This is a genomic window from Streptomyces sp. YS-3 (assembly GCF_045257485.1).
Taxonomy (GTDB): Bacteria; Actinomycetota; Actinomycetes; order Streptomycetales; family Streptomycetaceae; genus Streptomyces.
The window spans coordinates 1-15,138 of record NZ_JBJHPC010000115.1; the positions used below are offsets into that span (position 1 = coordinate 1).

At 72.9% G+C, this 15,138-nt stretch carries 11 protein-coding genes and 1 pseudogene; 7 read left to right on the plus strand and 5 right to left on the minus strand.

Features of this window, described 5'->3' with window-relative positions:
- Positions 1-3,855, minus strand: a 3,855-nt coding sequence (locus ACJA3G_RS12900; protein ID WP_406553086.1) for an amino acid adenylation domain-containing protein, incomplete at its 3' end; no start/stop codon positions are given.
- An 851-nt stretch (positions 3,856-4,706) separates the two neighbouring features.
- Between ACJA3G_RS12900 and ACJA3G_RS12905 the strand changes: the two genes are divergently transcribed.
- Positions 4,707-6,011, plus strand: a complete 1,305-nt coding sequence (locus ACJA3G_RS12905) for a phthiocerol/phthiodiolone dimycocerosyl transferase family protein (protein WP_406553087.1) — start codon at positions 4,707-4,709, stop codon at positions 6,009-6,011.
- 76 nt (positions 6,012-6,087) lie between these two features.
- Entirely contained in the window at positions 6,088-6,615 is a 528-nt protein-coding gene (locus ACJA3G_RS12910) for an RNA polymerase sigma factor (protein WP_406553088.1), read from the plus strand.
- Between the two features lie 25 nt (positions 6,616-6,640).
- Here ACJA3G_RS12910 and ACJA3G_RS12915 read toward each other — a convergent pair whose 3' ends face one another.
- The 3 genes from ACJA3G_RS12915 to ACJA3G_RS12925 form a co-directional block, all read right to left on the minus strand.
- Positions 6,641-7,333 (minus strand): YoaK family protein, encoded by a 693-nt coding sequence (locus ACJA3G_RS12915; RefSeq protein ID WP_406553089.1) that lies wholly within the window; start codon positions 7,331-7,333, stop codon positions 6,641-6,643.
- 37 nt (positions 7,334-7,370) lie between these two features.
- Positions 7,371-8,456 (minus strand): hypothetical protein, encoded by a 1,086-nt coding sequence (locus ACJA3G_RS12920; protein WP_406553090.1) that lies wholly within the window; start codon positions 8,454-8,456, stop codon positions 7,371-7,373.
- A gap of 109 nt (positions 8,457-8,565) precedes the next feature.
- Complete coding sequence (locus ACJA3G_RS12925; protein WP_406553091.1) at positions 8,566-8,832, minus strand: hypothetical protein; 267 nt, start codon at positions 8,830-8,832, stop codon at positions 8,566-8,568.
- 290 nt (positions 8,833-9,122) lie between these two features.
- Here ACJA3G_RS12925 and ACJA3G_RS12930 point away from each other — a divergent pair, with 290 nt between their 5' ends.
- The 4 genes from ACJA3G_RS12930 to ACJA3G_RS12945 all read left to right on the plus strand — a co-directional run bounded on the left by ACJA3G_RS12930 (position 9,123) and on the right by ACJA3G_RS12945 (position 13,638).
- Complete coding sequence (locus ACJA3G_RS12930; RefSeq protein ID WP_406553092.1) at positions 9,123-10,334, plus strand: phosphodiester glycosidase family protein; 1,212 nt, start codon at positions 9,123-9,125, stop codon at positions 10,332-10,334.
- 115 nt (positions 10,335-10,449) lie between these two features.
- Entirely contained in the window at positions 10,450-10,695 is a 246-nt protein-coding gene (locus tag ACJA3G_RS12935) for a WhiB family transcriptional regulator (RefSeq protein ID WP_406553093.1), read from the plus strand.
- A 204-nt stretch (positions 10,696-10,899) separates the two neighbouring features.
- Positions 10,900-12,030 (plus strand): trypsin-like serine peptidase, encoded by a 1,131-nt coding sequence (locus tag ACJA3G_RS12940; protein WP_406553094.1) that lies wholly within the window; start codon positions 10,900-10,902, stop codon positions 12,028-12,030.
- Positions 12,031-12,255: 225 nt separating this feature from the next.
- Positions 12,256-13,638 (plus strand): S1 family peptidase, encoded by a 1,383-nt coding sequence (locus ACJA3G_RS12945; protein WP_406553096.1) that lies wholly within the window; start codon positions 12,256-12,258, stop codon positions 13,636-13,638.
- A gap of 89 nt (positions 13,639-13,727) precedes the next feature.
- Here ACJA3G_RS12945 and ACJA3G_RS12950 read toward each other — a convergent pair whose 3' ends face one another.
- The gene (locus ACJA3G_RS12950; RefSeq protein WP_406553095.1) at positions 13,728-14,537 is read right to left on the minus strand and encodes a hypothetical protein; all 810 of its coding nucleotides are present in this window, start codon (positions 14,535-14,537) and stop codon (positions 13,728-13,730) included.
- A gap of 335 nt (positions 14,538-14,872) precedes the next feature.
- Between ACJA3G_RS12950 and ACJA3G_RS12955 the strand changes: the two are divergent.
- Positions 14,873-15,138, plus strand: a pseudogene (locus ACJA3G_RS12955) (hypothetical protein); the annotation flags it as partial.

Genomic DNA, 15,138 nt, shown 5'->3' on the forward strand with positions numbered 1-15,138 from the left:
GGGCCGGTCGGTGGGGAGCGGGATCTCCACCGGCAGACCGTCGAGTGCGTCCTTCCAGAACGCGAGCTGACGACCGCTCACACCGCCGTCCCGGCCGGTCTCTTCGAGCAGTTTCCGCTGCCGGAGGGTGTAGTCGGCGTACTGGACCGGCAGTTCGTCCCAGCCCGGGTCACGCCCTTCGGTGCGGGCCGCGTACGCGGTGGACAGGTCCTCGGCCAGCGGGCGCAGCGACCAGCCGTCGGCCGCGCTGTGGTGCAGGACGACCACCAGCGTGCGGGCCGCCCCCGTGCCGTAGAGACCGGCCCACAGGGGCTGGTCGCGGGTGAGGTCGAAGCGGTGTCCGCGCGCCAGGGCGACGTGCGCCGCCACCTCCCGCGGGGGGCAGTCCACGACGTGCAGGACGGGACGCAGGGAGCCCGGCGGGTGTATCTCCTGGCGCGGGGCGCCGCCGGTCTCCGGCAGCAGCGTGCGCAGGCTCTCGTGCCGGTCCGCGACATCGGCCAGCGCCGCGCGCAGCGCGTCCACGTCGATCTCCCGCTCCAGCGGGATCACCAGCGGGATGTTGTACGTGGCGGCGGCCCCGTCCAGCTGGTTGAGGAACCACATGCTCTGCTGGGTGGCGGAGAGGGGCAGCGGGTCCGGCCGCTCCGCGCGGACCAGCGGCGGCCTTGCCGCCCCGGCGCCCCCGGCGGGGACGCGTTCGGCGAGCGCGGCCGGGGTGGGCCGGGCGAAGAAGTCGGCCATGGAGACCTCGGCGCCGGTGGCCGTGCGCAGCCGGGTCATCAGCCGGGTGGCGAGCAGCGAGTGGCCGCCGAGGTCGAAGAAGTTGTCCTCGGCGCCGACCGTCCCTGCGGGCAGCCGCAACAGCTCCTCGTACAGCCGGCACACCAGCGCCCGGGGTCCGGTGGCCGGGGCCCGGCCGGTGGCTGCGGCGGCGAAGTCGGGGGCGGGCAGGGCCTTGGTGTCCAGCTTGCCGTTGGCGGTCAGCGGCAGCGCGTCCAGCACCACGCACGCGCTGGGCACCATGTGCTCGGGCAGGGACGCGGCCAGCTGGGCCCGCAGCACCGCCGGTTCGGGACGCGAGCCTGGGGCGGGGACGGCGTAGGCCACCAGGATCCGGTCGGCCGCGCCCTCCGTCTCCCGGGCCACCACGGCGGCGCGGGCCACGTCCGGGTGGCCGACGAGCGCAGCCTCGATCTCGCCGGGCTCGATACGGAAGCCGCGGATCTTCACCTGGTGGTCCGAGCGCCCCGCGTACTCCAGGGTGCCGTCGGCCGCGCGGCGGGCCAGGTCGCCGGTGCGGTACATCCGCTCGCCCGGCGCGCCGAAGGGGTCGGCGACGAACCGCTCGGCGGTGAGTTCGGGGCGGCCCAGATAGCCGAGGGCGAGACCGGGACCCGCCACGTACATCTCGCCCACCCGACCCGGCACGACCGGCTGGAGGCAGTGGTCGAGAACGTATACGCGCAGGTCCGGGAGCGGGGTGCCGATCACACTGCGCCCGCGCGGGTCCTCGATCAGCTCCCGGGTGACGCGGTGGTGGGTGACGTGCACGGTGGTCTCGGTGATCCCGTACATGTTGACCAGCGCGGGCGACGCGTCGCCGTGCCGCTCCAGCCAGGGGCGCAGATGCGCGGGCTCCAGCGCTTCGCCGCCGAACACCACATACCGCAGGGCCAGGGGGCCGCCGTCCGCGCCCGCCTCCCGTTCGGCCTGGATGAGCTGCTGGAAGGCGGACGGCGTCTGGTTGAGGACGGTGACACCTTCGTCCCGCAGCAGCCGCAGGAAGTCGTGCGGCGAGCGGCTGGTGGCGTAGGGGACGACGACGAGCCGGCCGCCGTGCAGCAGGGGTCCCCAGATCTCCCAGACGGAGAAGTCGAAGGCGTACGAGTGGAAGAGGGTCCACACGTCGTCCGCGCCGAAGTCGAAGTGGGCGGCGGAGGTCTCGAAGAGCCGCACGACGTTGGAGTGCGGGATCACCACGCCCTTGGGGCGGCCGGTGGAGCCCGAGGTGTGGATGATGTACGCCGGGTCGCCGGGGGTGAGCGGCGCGGTGCGCTCGGCGTCGGTGAGGTCGGTGTCCGGGCGCGCCGCCAGATCGCCTTCGAGGGCCGGTTCGCCGAGGACCAGGAGGTCGGCGCCGGTCCCGGGGAGCGTCGGGGCGGTGGCCGCGTCGGTGACGAGGAGAGCGGGTGCGGCGTCGCCGGTGACCGCGCGGATGCGCTCGGCCGGGTAGCCGGGGTCCAGCGGCAGATACGCGGCGCCGGACTTGACCACGGCGAGCAGTGCCACGACGAGCTCCAAGGAGCGCGGCAGCGCCAGGGCCACCACCTCGCCGGGGCCCGCGCCGCGCTCGACGAGCAGACGGGCGATCCGGTTGGCGCGGGCGTTGAGCCGCGCGTAGGTGAGCGAGACGCCCTCGCAGGTGACGGCCACGGCGTGCGGGGTGCGGGCGGCCTGGGCTTCGAAGCGCGTCGCGAGGACGGCGTCGGGGGCGGTGCGCAGGGGCTCGGCGGACGCGTGGGCCGGGGCCTCGCCGGGGAGCAGCAGGCTCGTGCGGGCGAGCGGCAGGGCGGCGTCGGCCTCGGCGAGCCGGTCGAGCAGGAGCAGCAGCCGCCGCTGGTGGTCCTCGAGTTCGGTCTCGGTGTACAGGGCGGGGTTGGCGTCGAAGGCGATCCACAGTCCTTCGCCGCCCGCGCCGGGCCGGACGTTGATCTGGAGGTCCTCGACGGCGCCGCCGGACAGGTGGTGCGAGGTGGTGCGGTGGCCGCCGAAGGGCGGTTCCTCGTCGAAGGGGACGAGGTTGACGACGGGCCCGTACAACCGGCGTGTCCCGCCGATGAGTTTGAGGTCGCGGCGCAGGTCCTCGGCGCGGTACTGCTGGTGCCTGCGGACGTCGCGTAACGCGGCGGCGACCGCCGCGACCAGCTCCCCAGCGGTGGTGGCGGGGGTGACGGCCAGACGCAGCGGCAGGATGTTGGAGGCCGTGCCGGGCGTGCGCAGCGCCGTGGAGCCGAGCCGGCTCATGGTGGGCAGGCCCAGCACGATGTCCCGCTGGGCGGTGACCCGGTGCAGATAGGCGGCGACGGCCGCGACCACGAGGTCGTTGCGCGAGCCGCCCAGGCGCCGGGCCGCGGCCGTCAGGCGCTCGGTGTCGGCGGCGGTGAGCAGGGAGGTGCGGCGCAGGAAGGCGGCGGCGGGCGGTGCGGTGCCCTCGGTGAGCCCGGTGGCGTGCGGGGCGTCGGCGAACCGGCCGGTCCAGTGGGCGCGGTCGCGTACGAAACGGTCGGAGGCACGGTAGGCCGCCTCCTCCTCCAGCAGCCGGCCGACCGGGGCGAACGGACTGGGCGGCACCTCCCGGCCGTCCGCGAGCGCCGCGTAGACCTCGGACAGCCGCCGGGCGACGAGCTTGTAGCTGTAGCCGTCGAGGAGGATGTGGTGGGCCCGCAGGAACCAGAAGTAACGGTCGGGGGAGACCGTGAAGAGGGCGTGGGTGAACAGGGGGCCCTCGCCGAGGTCGGCCGCGGTCGCCATGTCGGCGCGTATCCAAGCCTCGGCCGCCGCGTCCGGGTCCGCCTCGCCGCTGACGTCCACCAGGTGCAGCGGCCAGTCGTCACCCGGGGCCGGCGTCGAGCGGGGGCCGTCGGCGGTGTCGGTGAACCGCAGGGCGAAGGTGCCCGCCTCCCCGACGGTGCGGCGCAGCGCGGTCTCGAAGAGCGCGGTGTCCACGGGGCCGTGGATCTCCACGTACTCGGCGGTGTTGTAGGCGGCGTTCGCGGGGTCGAGCCGCTGGGCGAACCAGAGCCCCTGCTGGGCCCCGGTCAGCGGGCTACTGGTGTCCTCCTGGACAGACATGGCACCAACCCTTGTTAGGCGTCTTTGACATTCTCGGCACGCAGCAGGAACCCGCGGGCCCTTACTGGGAAGCCGCTGGGCAGGCGTGGTCGATCCGCCCACCGGATGCGCGGAATTGGGCACGGGAACGGAAAGAGGAATGCATCGCCGGAATACCGTTGCGGGAGATGGAACTCCGGTGAGTGCGGGCAGTGCCCGTGGTGGGCGCGGCCTTCCTCGGCACAGCAACCCTGCATGAGGGGAAGACGGCGGGTCAAGGGGATCTTTCGCCGGGCGTGTCCCTCGACGGGCCGTCAAAAGTCGGCCCATTGACCGGTTCCGGACGGTGCATGTCATGAGCACGGCCGCATGAATCGAGCCAGCTTGTGGAGTTTACTTCGTGTCAATAAACCAGCCATGCGACGAAGGAAGACCGTGCTGTTGGCATGTGCCCCTTGGGGAAATCTCCGTATACGAGCGGCTGGTGCGGCTCGTCAAACGCCGAAGTTGAGCCAAATCGGCTTGCGTTCCGGAGGTGGGAGGGCCGGTCCGGTTAGCGCCCGGGGCACTGTGGGTATTCCCCTCACTGCGGTCGCGGGCCGGGCTCGCGGCGGCTGAGGGATAGGTCACTTCGCGGGCTCTTCCGAAACCCTTGCGAGAGAATGGAATTGCGGCTTCACTGAAGCGCGATTCGGGATCCGGGTCTCGGCCGAAACGGCCTGGCCTCAATGGGGGAAGGGTTCCGTCTCCGTATGCGTACTTCGTATGCGTGCGCCCCGCTCCCACCGGTCCGTGCGAGCGGCCCCATTTCGGGGAGTCCGGGGCGCGGCCGGGTCCGGTATACCGCCGGGACAAAGGAAAGTCGAAAGGTCATGGGGATGCAGCGCAGGTTATGCCCGGTCGAGACGATCTACGTGGCGCAGCGGAGCCGTGCCGTGCTCTCCTGCACCGTCCGCGGCGACCTCGACGAGAAGCTGCTCGCCGCGGCGTTCGCCGCCAAGGTCGCCGAGCACCCCTCGCTGCGCTGCCGGATCGCCGTCGAGGACGGGGCCCATGTGCTCCAGCCGCTCGCCGCGGACGAGGTGCCGACGCTGCTGGTGCGCGAGGGCGGACCCGGCGCCTACACCGAGGAGTTCAACACCCCGCTGCCGGTCGGCGGGCCCCTGGTGCGGGCCGTACTGCTGCGCGGCGGCGACGAGCACACCATGGTGCTCAGCATCGACCACACCATCACCGACGGCCACAGCGGCATCGCCCTCCAGAACGCGCTGTGGGACACCTACACCCGGCTGGCCGGTGAACTCCCCGGCGCGGCGGGCGAGTACGGCGAGCTGTGGCCCGAGCCCGTCTCCCACCTGCTGCCGGCGGTCTCCGCGGCGGAGGCCGAGGAGTACCTCGCGGGCCGCGTCGAGCGCACCCGGCAGCGACCCGTCGTCTGCCTTCCGTACGAGGCCGCGGGCACCGAGCCGGCACCCGGCGAGCCCGAACTCGGCGTGGCGCGCGTGCTGCTGGAGCGCGAGGACACCGCCCGTCTGCTGAGTTTCGCGAAGGCCGAGGGTGTATCGGTGCACGGGCTGATCGCCGCCGCCGCCCTGACCGCCGTCCGCCGCCGCCTCGGCGGCGAGCCCGGGACGCGCACGCTCGGCTGTATGTCCCCCGTCGACCTGCGCTCCCGGCTCAACCCGCCGCTGGCGCGCGAAGTGATGGTGCCCGCGGTCACCTCCTGCCTGGACGTGCTCGACGTGGCACATGACGCCGACCCGCTCGCGCTGGCCCGCCATGTCACCGAGAACCTGCACACGGCCATCGCACGCGGCGACTACCTCCAGGAACTCCACCTCCTGCCGAAGGTCCCGCGGCATCCGGCGCTCCTCGCCACCAGCGTGATCGTGACCAACATGGGCCGGGTCTCCGGGCCGGCCACCCCGGCCGGTCTCCAGGTCACCGACGTACGCCTCGTCCCCGCGCGCGAGCACTACTTCCCCGAAGCCGGACGCGGACCGCTGATGGTCTGCGTGGTCTCCTTCGACGGCAGGCTCGGCCTCGAACTCCCCTACAGCGCGCAGTGCTTCACCCACGAGCAGATGGAGGAGCTCCGCTCCGCCCTGCACACCTCCCTGCTCGCCTTCGCCGCCCGCCGCGACGACGCCGAGGGCGCGGTGGCGGTGCCCGCGTGAGGGACGCGCGGCCGGCACCCGGCACGCACCCGCCCCGCATTCGTACGAGCAGACCGAGTCCAGGAGTACTCCCGCGGTGATCACCACGAACGACACGCAGGCCCCCGTCGCCACGGCCCTGCTGCCGCGCGCCCAGGCCGGGGACGACCGCGCCATGAACGACATCCTCCTGCACATCGCCCCCTTCGTCGGCCGGCTCTGTCTGCCCATCGCCCAGAACCACAGCTCCGACGCCGCCCAGGAGGCCATGCTCGCCATATTCCGCGGCATCCGGGGGCTGCGCGAACCCGAGGCCTTCTACGGCTGGGTCCGCGCCGTCACCGTACGGGAGGCGGTCCGCACCTCCAAACGCCTCAGCCAGGGCCCCACCGACGACCTGACCGACCGCGCCCTGGACGGCAACCCCCTGGACACCGTGCACATCTCCGACGCCATGGACCGGCTGCCCGACCACCACCGGCAGGTGCTCATGCTGCGCGCCGTCTACGGCATGAACGAGGAGGAGATGGCCCGGACCCTCGCCCTGCCCGTCGGCACCGTCCGCTCCCGGCTGCACCGCGCCCGCCGCAACTTCCAGGACGCCTGGCACCAGCAGTCGGCGTGAGGCGGGCGGCTCCGTCCGGCGCCGCTCACACCGTGGCGGACCAGGCCGCCAGGGCGACGGCGGACAGCAGGAGCAGCGCGGGCGCCAGCGCCGCGGGTGTGCCGTGGTGGAGCTGCAGTACCCCGCCCGCCAGCGCCCCGCCGAACATCGCCACCACCGAGAGCACCCGGCGCACGGTGGCCGGCCCGGGCCGGTCGGCGGCCAGACCGGTGAGGGTGAGCGTGAGGACGGTGGTGGTGAGATCGGGCACCGCGATCTTGCGGACCACGGCGTTCTGCACGCCCATGCCGAACGCCAGCAGCACGATCAGTACGTACGTGGTGTGGTCCGCCAGACCCGTGACCAGCGCCGCCGCCACGAGTACCGCATGCGCCGCCACCAGCAGGGCGAACAACCGCACCGGCCGGCCGATCAGCGGCGCGATCCGGCCGCCCGCCAGCGCGCCCGCCAGGAACGACGCGCCCGCCGCGGCCGAGGCGACGGCGGACAGCCCCGTCCCGCCCGCCAGCGCGAAGCCGAGGAAGACCACATTGCCGGTCATGTTGGCGACGAAGACGTGGTGCAGGCCCAGATAGCTCACCGCGTCCACCAGACCGGTGACGAAGGTGAGCACGACGAGCAGCGGCGGCAGGACGTCGTGGTGCGCCGGGTCGCCGGGGAACAGGCGCGCGCCGCACCGGCGGAGCACGGCGACGACGTGCGGGCGAGGGGTGTTCACAGGCCTCCTTCGGCAGCCGCGCACCCGGCCGGGAGGGTCATCCCACCGGACGGCGGTCGATCGGGGTGACGGGCGTGCGGACGGCGACCGTGGTGCGGCGCGGCCCGGACCAGGGGGCGGGGACGGCGTCGATGTCCCGGGCCAGCCAGTAGGCGAGCTGCTCGTAGTTGACGCGCCAGCCGCGGAAGTGCGGCCACGCCTCCTCGGGCGTGCGCTCCATCGGATACCCCTGGTCGGCCATCCGTGCCACGCCGTGGAGGAAGTCCTCGTAGCTGAGCTGGATCGGGTCGTCGGGGTGCGGGTCGCGGTCGTACGCGATGCCCCGCAGATCGGCGATGTCGCGCAGGCACACGAAGCCGGCCCGCAGGGCGAGCCGGATTTCTGCCGTGGGCCGGGAGGGGTTGAAGGCGAGGCGCAGGGCCGCCGCGTCCATCACGGCCAGCAGCGCGATCAGCCAGTTGCGGTTGGCCTTGGGGGAGCGGAAGTGGACCAGGACCGGATAGGTGGTGTGACTCTCGCTCACCTCGGCGCTCCACCGCTCCCAGTTGCGGAACAGCTCGGTGAGGCTGTGCAGCAGCTCGACCTGGGCGTAGCGGGCGAGGATCTCCGGACCCCAGGGCGGGTCGCCCGCGCGCGACTGCAGGAGCGTCACCTCCGTCTCGCGCCGCTGGTAGGCCCCGTAGAGGGTGGGCAGATAGCCGACCTGGAGGCCGATCACGACGGGACCGGTGGCGGCGGCGCAGAAGTCGATGGCGTTCAGCGTGACGCGGTTGCCGCTGGCGAAGCCGAGCGTGAAGAGGGAGGAGCCGGACTCGACCATTGCGTCCCGCAACGGCAGCCGGCTGACCGCGGCCTCCAGGAGCGCGTAGCCGACCATGAAGCACCCCAGCCACGCCATCAGCGTCACCACGACGGCCAGCGGCGCCACCGGCGCGAGCACCCGGTCCTTCGACTCCGCCCCCGTCAGCCGGTCGGCCACCATCTGGAACGGCCGCCGCACCAGCCCGTGGACGACCTGCGTGAAGCCCGAGCGCGTCGGCCGGGGTATCACCAGGGTGCGCAGCACCGAGGAGAAGATGCCCAGCACGATGACGGCACCCATGATGCCCTGTAGTACACGCACCGCAGCTCTGTTCCTTCCCAGGTCGTGGGGGACATTCAAGCGCACGGCGCGCGCGGGCGCGGCGGCGTCCGGCGGCGAGGGCCTCCCGCGCGCCGGACTCCGGTACGGCTCAGTCCGCCAACGGGTTCTCCGGGACGACGCCAGGACCGGGGAAGTCGGGGTCGTCCTCGGCGCGCGGCAGCGGCCGGTGCCCCTCGGACCAGTCGTTGGTCCACCCGCACACGCCACAGGCGTACCGCCCGTCGAGCCCGGCCACACGCGTTCCGCATTTGCGGCACTCGGCGTGAGTGATCTCCGGTGTGACCACCGTGGGCCGCACCGGGGGCGGGGTGCCATGAACTTCACCCGGGGTGCCACCGGTTGGTGAAGTGCTCATGTACTTCTCCAGGTCTGCTGAAGGTTCCGCTGCGCCGCCGTCCGGGACGCGGCCCGGTTCAGCACCGCTTCCGGGTGAGCGAGACGCCTATGAGCGTACTGTGGCACGCCGCTCGGGCGGGCCGCCGCCGGCGGAGCCGCCGGGACGGCTGCCGGGGGCCGTTCTCGGCCATCGCGTCGAGCCTGCCCGTGGGCCGCCGCGCTCCTCGCTAGGCTGCGGCTGCCGATGCGGAGTGCGGAGTGGGTCTCGGGAGATGAGGCGCGATGGGGTGGTCCCGGGGCCGGACGCGCATGGCACTGACAGGGATCGCCGCGGTCGGGATGGTCGTGGCCCAGGGCGCACTGGCTCCGGGCGCCGCGCGCAGCGCACCGGCCATCGGCTACGGGGGGCCGGTCGCCGTCGCGCCCGGCGTCTCCTACCGGAGCTTCACCGTCACCGCCTCCCACGGGCTGACGCGTGGTCACCTCGTGGTGGCGGAACTGAACAACCCCCACGTCACGGTGGACCTCCTCACCCCGGGCGCGGTGGCCGCCCGGGCGAAGGTGACCGCGATGGCCGACGCCCGGGACGCCATCGCCGCCGTCAACGGGGACTTCTTCGACATCAGCGAGACCCAGCACCCCGGCGTGGAGGCCACCGGCGCCTCCTCCGGCCCGGCCATCGCGTCCGGCCGGCCGCTGAAGGCCGCCGTCCCCGACGGCCAGCGGTTCGGCCCCGCCCTGCCGCCGGGCACCAGCGCCCGCGATGTCATCGGTGTCGGCCCGGCGGGCACCGGACGCCTCGACCGCCTCACGCTGGAGGGAGCCGTCGACACCCCCGGCGGCCGGCTGCGCCTTGACGGGCTCAACCAGTACGCCGTGCCGGTGGACGGGGTGGGTGCCTTCACCACGAAGTGGGGCGCCGTCTCCCGGGCCCGGGCGGCGTGCGGAACCGACGTGGTGCGCGGCGCGCCCTGCACCACGGACACGTACGAGGTGACGGTACGGAAGGGCCGGGTCGTCAGCACCTCGGACGTCCTGGGGTCGGGACCGATCGCCGCCGGTACGGTCGTCCTGGTGGGACGCGAGAAGGGGGCGTCCGCCCTGCGCGCGCTCCGGCCCGGCGACCGGGCCGCGCTCGGCTACCGGCTGCGCAGCCGCCGGGGGCCGCTGGTGTTCGCGGTGGGCGGCATGCCGGTGCTGCGGGCCCGTACCCCCTTGGACGGGCTCGACGACCGCACGGCCGCCACCCGTACCGGCGCGGGGATCGGCGGCCACGGACACCGCCTCTACCTCGTCACCCTGAACGGCGCGGCCGAGAGCGACGCGGGTCTGACGCTGGCCGAACTCGCCCGCCTCCTGAAGGACATGGGCGCCGACGAAGCGGTCAACCTGGACGGCGGCGGTTCCTCCACGCTCGCCACCCGCGGCCCGGGCGACCAGACGGTCGTCGTACGCAACCGGCCGCCCGGCAGCTTCGAACGCGCGGTCGCCAACGGCATCGGGGTCTTCGTCCGGCGGTGAGGCGCGGTCGGTCGCGCGGTTCGCTTTGAACGGACCGTCAGCGGCTGACGTAACAACGCCCAAGACCCCTACGGGAGTCGATCGCGTCACTCGTTGCCGAGGAGGGAGTCTTCTTGTGAACTGGCGAAAGCGTGCGGCGTGCCGTACGGAGGACCCGGAGCTGTTCTTCCCTACGTACAGCAGGCGTTTCGCGGACCAGCAACTGGCCGAGGCCAAGGCGATCTGCCGCAGATGCCCGGTGACCACCCCGTGCCTGGAGTGGGCGCTGTCGAACAACGAGAAGCGCGGGGTGTGGGGCGGCCTCAGCGAGAGCGAACTGCGCAGGCTGAAGCGGATCTCGGTGCGGCTGGACATCGGCTGAGGGGCGTGGCGCAGATCTGACGCAGCGGCTCGTACGGCCTCGGCGACGGGGCGGTACCGGGCCGCGCACCGGCCGGCCGGTGCGTCCGAACCCTGATCGGCCGCCCGGCACGGGTGGTTGAACGCGGAGGGGCGCGGTGCCGTATCAACCGGGCAGTAGCGTGTCGCGCCCGAGGAGGAGCCCGTGCCTTTTCCCCGTCTTCGTATGGTCGGCCGTCCTCGCCGTCGCCTCCGGGGGACGGCCGCCTGGTTGCTCGTCGCCGTGCTGGCCGGGGGACTCGCGTACACCGTCACCAAGAACTCCACGGGACCACAGGGCGGTTCCGGGGCGGTCGGGTCCGCCGGTCCGGCCGGGGCCGCACGACGAGCCGATCCGGGCCGGACACCCCGTGGCTGGCAGGACTGGAGCGTGGGACGGTGGCTGCGGGGCGCCGCGGACTTCGTCAACCCCGTGGTGGACGGGCTGTGGGGGCCTGAGCGGATGGCCGGGGCCACCGAGGGCGAACGCGCCTTCGACGGCCGGCACATGCCCCGCGGAGTCTCCGACCCCGAGCCGGACGCCGTGCCCGCACGTCCCGTCGCCCGTCCCTACGGCGACCGGGCGCCCACCGCCGGCCGGCTCTTCTTCGACACCCCCAAGGGCCCCGCCGCCTGCTCCGGCACCGTGGTGCGCGACCCGGCCCGCCCCGGGCGGTCCAACCTGGTGTGGACCGCCGGGCACTGCGTCCACTCCGGCAAGGACGGCGGATGGCTGAGGAACATCGTCTTCGTCCCCGGCTTCGACAAGCGCGGCCCGGTGGCGGCGAACGGCTCCAACAGCGCCGCGCCGCTGGGCATTTGGTGGGCGGACTGGGCGCAGACATCTCAGCAGTGGATCGACCACGGCACGGACGGCGCCGGGGTGGGGGCGGCCTTCGACTTCGCCGTACTGCACGTACGGCAGGCCGCCGGGGAGACGAAATCGCTGGAGGAGACGGCCGGCGCGGCGGCGGACGTCGGCTTCGACGCCGAGCTGTCCGGGTCGCGGAGCCCGGTCGACATCGTGGGGTACCCGGCGGGCCGCCCCTTCGACGGCTCGTCCCTCTTCCACTGCGCCGACCACCCCGGATCGTTCTCGGTCGCCGCCGACCAGCCGGACATGTACCGCATGGGCTGCACCATGACCGAGGGCTCGTCCGGCGGCGGCTGGCTGGTGCGCCGGGGCGACGGAGCGCTCGTCCTTGTCTCCAACACCTCGCTCGGCTCCCGCCCTGCCGCATGGCTCGCGGGGCCACATCTCGGCGCGGACGCCCGCCGCCTTCTGACGGAGGTGAGCGGGAAGTTCGCGGGCCGCTGAGACACGCACGAGGTGGGTGTGCACCGCGGTTCGAGCAGGCCTCAGGGCCCGTACGGAACTTTGCTGACCAGGCGTCAACAGTGTTCTTTCGCAACGGCGGTGAACACCACAGCCGTCCCATCCGTACCTAGGACCGCACACCTTCCACCGATCCCGATCGGTACGGAACAGATACCAGGAGGCGGCGAGTTGACTCACAGGCGCATACCCAAGCGGCGGGCCGTGATGGCGGGAGCCGGGGCCGCGGGCCTCATCGCAGCGGCCGTACTGCTCCCACGTGCGAACGCGTCCCAGCCGGAGCCCCGACCCGCGTCCGGGGCCGCGGCCGGAAAGATGAACACCACCGCGGCGGCCGAAGCCGCACGCGAACTCGCCCGGCAGCTCGGTGACACCTTCGCCGGTTCGTACTACGACGCCGCCAAGCGGCAGCTCATCGTGAACATCGCCGGTAACGACAGCAACGCCGACGCCCAAGTGAAGAAGGCAGGAGCGGTGCCGCGCGCGGTCCGCAACAGCGCGGCCGAACTCCGCTCGGCGGCGCACACCCTCGCCCGTACCGCGACCATCCCCGGCACCGCCTGGGCCGTCGACCCCCGGACCAACCGCATCGTGGTCTCGGCGGACCGGACGGTGAAGGGGGCGCAGTGGAACAAGCTGGAGAAGGCCGTACGCGCCCTCGGCGCGGACACGGCCAGGATCCAGAAGTCCGCCGGACGGTTCACGGCGTTCAGCGAGGGCGGTGACGCCATCTTCGGCGGTGGCGCGCGCTGCTCGCTGGGTTTCAACGTCACCACCCAGGACGGCAAACCGGGGTTTCTCACGGCGGGCCACTGCGGTGTCGCGGCCAAGAAGTGGTCCCTGAGCGCGGGCGGAGCTCCCGCCGCGACCGTCCAGAAGGCGACCTTCCCCGGCAATGGCGACTTCTCCCTGCTCACCTACGACGACGCCGCGACGCAGGCCCCCAGCGCGGTCGACACGGGGTCGGGAAAGCTGGTCGAGATCACGGCCGCGGCCGACGCGTCCGTGGGGCAGCGCGTCCTGCGCATGGGCAGCACGACCGGTTTGCACGACGGTACGGTCACGGGCCTCGACGCCACGGTGAACTACCCCGAGGGCACGGTCACCGGGTTGATCCAGACCGACGTGTGCGCCGAGCCGGGCGACAGCGGTGGGTCCCTGTTCACCGCCGACGGCGCCGCGGTCGGGCTCACTTCCGGGGGCAGCGGGAACTGCACCGCGGGCGGCGAGACGTTCTTCCAGCCGGTGACAGGCGCGCTGAAGGCCACGGGGGCGACGATCGGGGCGGGAGGTCAGGGTCAGGGGCAGGGCCAAGGTCAGGACCAGGGTCAGGGGCAGGACCAGAGCCAAGGTCAGAACCAAGGTCAGGACCAGGGGCAAGGCCAGGACCAGGGTCAGGGCCAGGGGCAAGGCCAGGACCAGGGTCAGGGTCAGGGCCAGGGGCAGGTGTCCGGTGGCTCGGGTGGTTCAGGTGGCTCGGGTGGTGCGGGCGGTTCAGGTGCCTCCGGCGGCTCCGATGACCCGGGTGGCTCCGGTGGGCAGGGCGGTGTCATCACCATGAACCCCGTGCCGGGGTACGGCGGGCAGTGAGCGACGCCGACTGAGACCGACGGACGTGGCCACCCCGTTGCGGATGCCTGGGCACCGGGGTGGCTACGACGCGTGGCCGCGCGTTCCCGTCAGGCGGTCGCGGGCGCCGGCGCGGAAGCTGTGGCGGGGGCGGCCACACCTTCCGTAGCGGCGGTGGGTGCCTCGGTCTTCTCTTCCTGCTTCTCGGCGGGCGCCGAGGCGCGGCTGGCCGTGTAGAACACGGAACCCTGCTTGCGCTCGCGCTCCAACTCCCCCTTGGCGACCAGTGCTTCGAGGGTGTTGCGGACCACCTGGGGGCTGGTGTTGCGCTCCGGGTGATGGGTGGTCAGCTCGGTGAGGATGTCGGCGACCGTACGCGGCTCCTGGTGGCCCGCGAAGAGGCCGAGCACCACCTCGCGCAGGGTGGGCCCACTGCTCTCCGTGCTCTTCCAGGTCGGCTTCTTGGCCTGGGACGCGGCCTTCTTGGGGCTCTGAGCGGCCTTCGTGCCCTTGACCGCCTTGGCCGTCCTGCTCTTCGTCGTCTCCTCCGCCTCCGTCGTCTCCGGCTTCTGCGCCCGTGCCTTACGCGGCTTGGGCACCGCCGCGGCGGTGGGTGTGGAGGCGGGGGACGGTGTCTTGGCCGTGGACTGCGACTTGGTGGTGCGCTTGCGCGGTGCCTTGGCCGTTTCCGTCGCAGCCGACGCCTGCGCCGCCTTCGCTGCCGCGCCGGCGGTGCTGACGAGGGTGTGCTGCATGGTTTGCAGCAGACCGTGGTCCCGCTCCAGGGCCTCCAGTTGCCCCTTCAGTGAGTCGAGCTCCGCGCGGATGCGTGCCTGGTCCTGCTGGTTGGCCTCCAGGTCGGCGGTGACGCGCGCCGCGTACTGGTCCTTGAGTGTGGTGAAGTCCGGCTCGTCCGCCATGAGAATTCGCTTTCCTCGTGCTGGATGTTGCCGCCGGATGCTACCCATCTCTGCGGCAACAGCACAGGTGAGTGCGCACAAGATTCACACGTTGGAGACACCGGCGGCCACAAACCGTCGTCGACGCGGTGGGGGTTGGACACGGTTGTCGGCCCCGGGGGCGTGCGGCGCTTGCCCCTTTCCGCCCCGTGCTCCCGTGCGCCGTACCCCTGAGCGAAACGAAGGCGCCGGGCTGGGGCGTCAAACAAGTGCACCCGAACGGGGACGGCTGGGGAGGCCGTGCGGTTACGAGGGGGGACACTGTGGGACGCAGGCGGAAGACACGCGGATTACCGGTGGCGATGCTGACGGTGCTGCTCGCGACGGTGTCGCTCCTGGGCTCGCCGGGGCCGAGCTTCGCGGGTGGTGTGCGGGGTGTCGCGGGGGTGACGGCAGCGGGGCCCGACCCGGCACCGCCGCCGTCAGGGGGCGCCCCCTCGCCGTCTACGGTGGTCATCCACCCCTCCAAGTCCCTGGCCAACGAGTCGACTTCGCATCCGACGCGGCCGGGGGAGCCGGATCCGACCACGTCGAAGCCCAGCCCCTCGAAGCTCATCCCGTC

What these genes read in the sequence shown, in the direction of transcription:
- ACJA3G_RS12905 (WP_406553087.1), top strand. Translation starts at nt 4,707, where the DNA reads ATGGGGATGCAGCGCAGGTTATGCCCGGTCGAGACGATCTACGTGGCG.
- ACJA3G_RS12925 (WP_406553091.1), bottom strand. Translation starts at nt 8,832, where the DNA reads ATGAGCACTTCACCAACCGGTGGCACCCCGGGTGAAGTTCATGGCACC.
- ACJA3G_RS12930 (WP_406553092.1), top strand. Translation starts at nt 9,123, where the DNA reads ATGGCACTGACAGGGATCGCCGCGGTCGGGATGGTCGTGGCCCAGGGC.
- ACJA3G_RS12940 (WP_406553094.1), top strand. Translation starts at nt 10,900, where the DNA reads ATGGTCGGCCGTCCTCGCCGTCGCCTCCGGGGGACGGCCGCCTGGTTG.
- ACJA3G_RS12945 (WP_406553096.1), top strand. Translation starts at nt 12,256, where the DNA reads ATGGCGGGAGCCGGGGCCGCGGGCCTCATCGCAGCGGCCGTACTGCTC.
- ACJA3G_RS12950 (WP_406553095.1), bottom strand. Translation starts at nt 14,537, where the DNA reads ATGGCGGACGAGCCGGACTTCACCACACTCAAGGACCAGTACGCGGCG.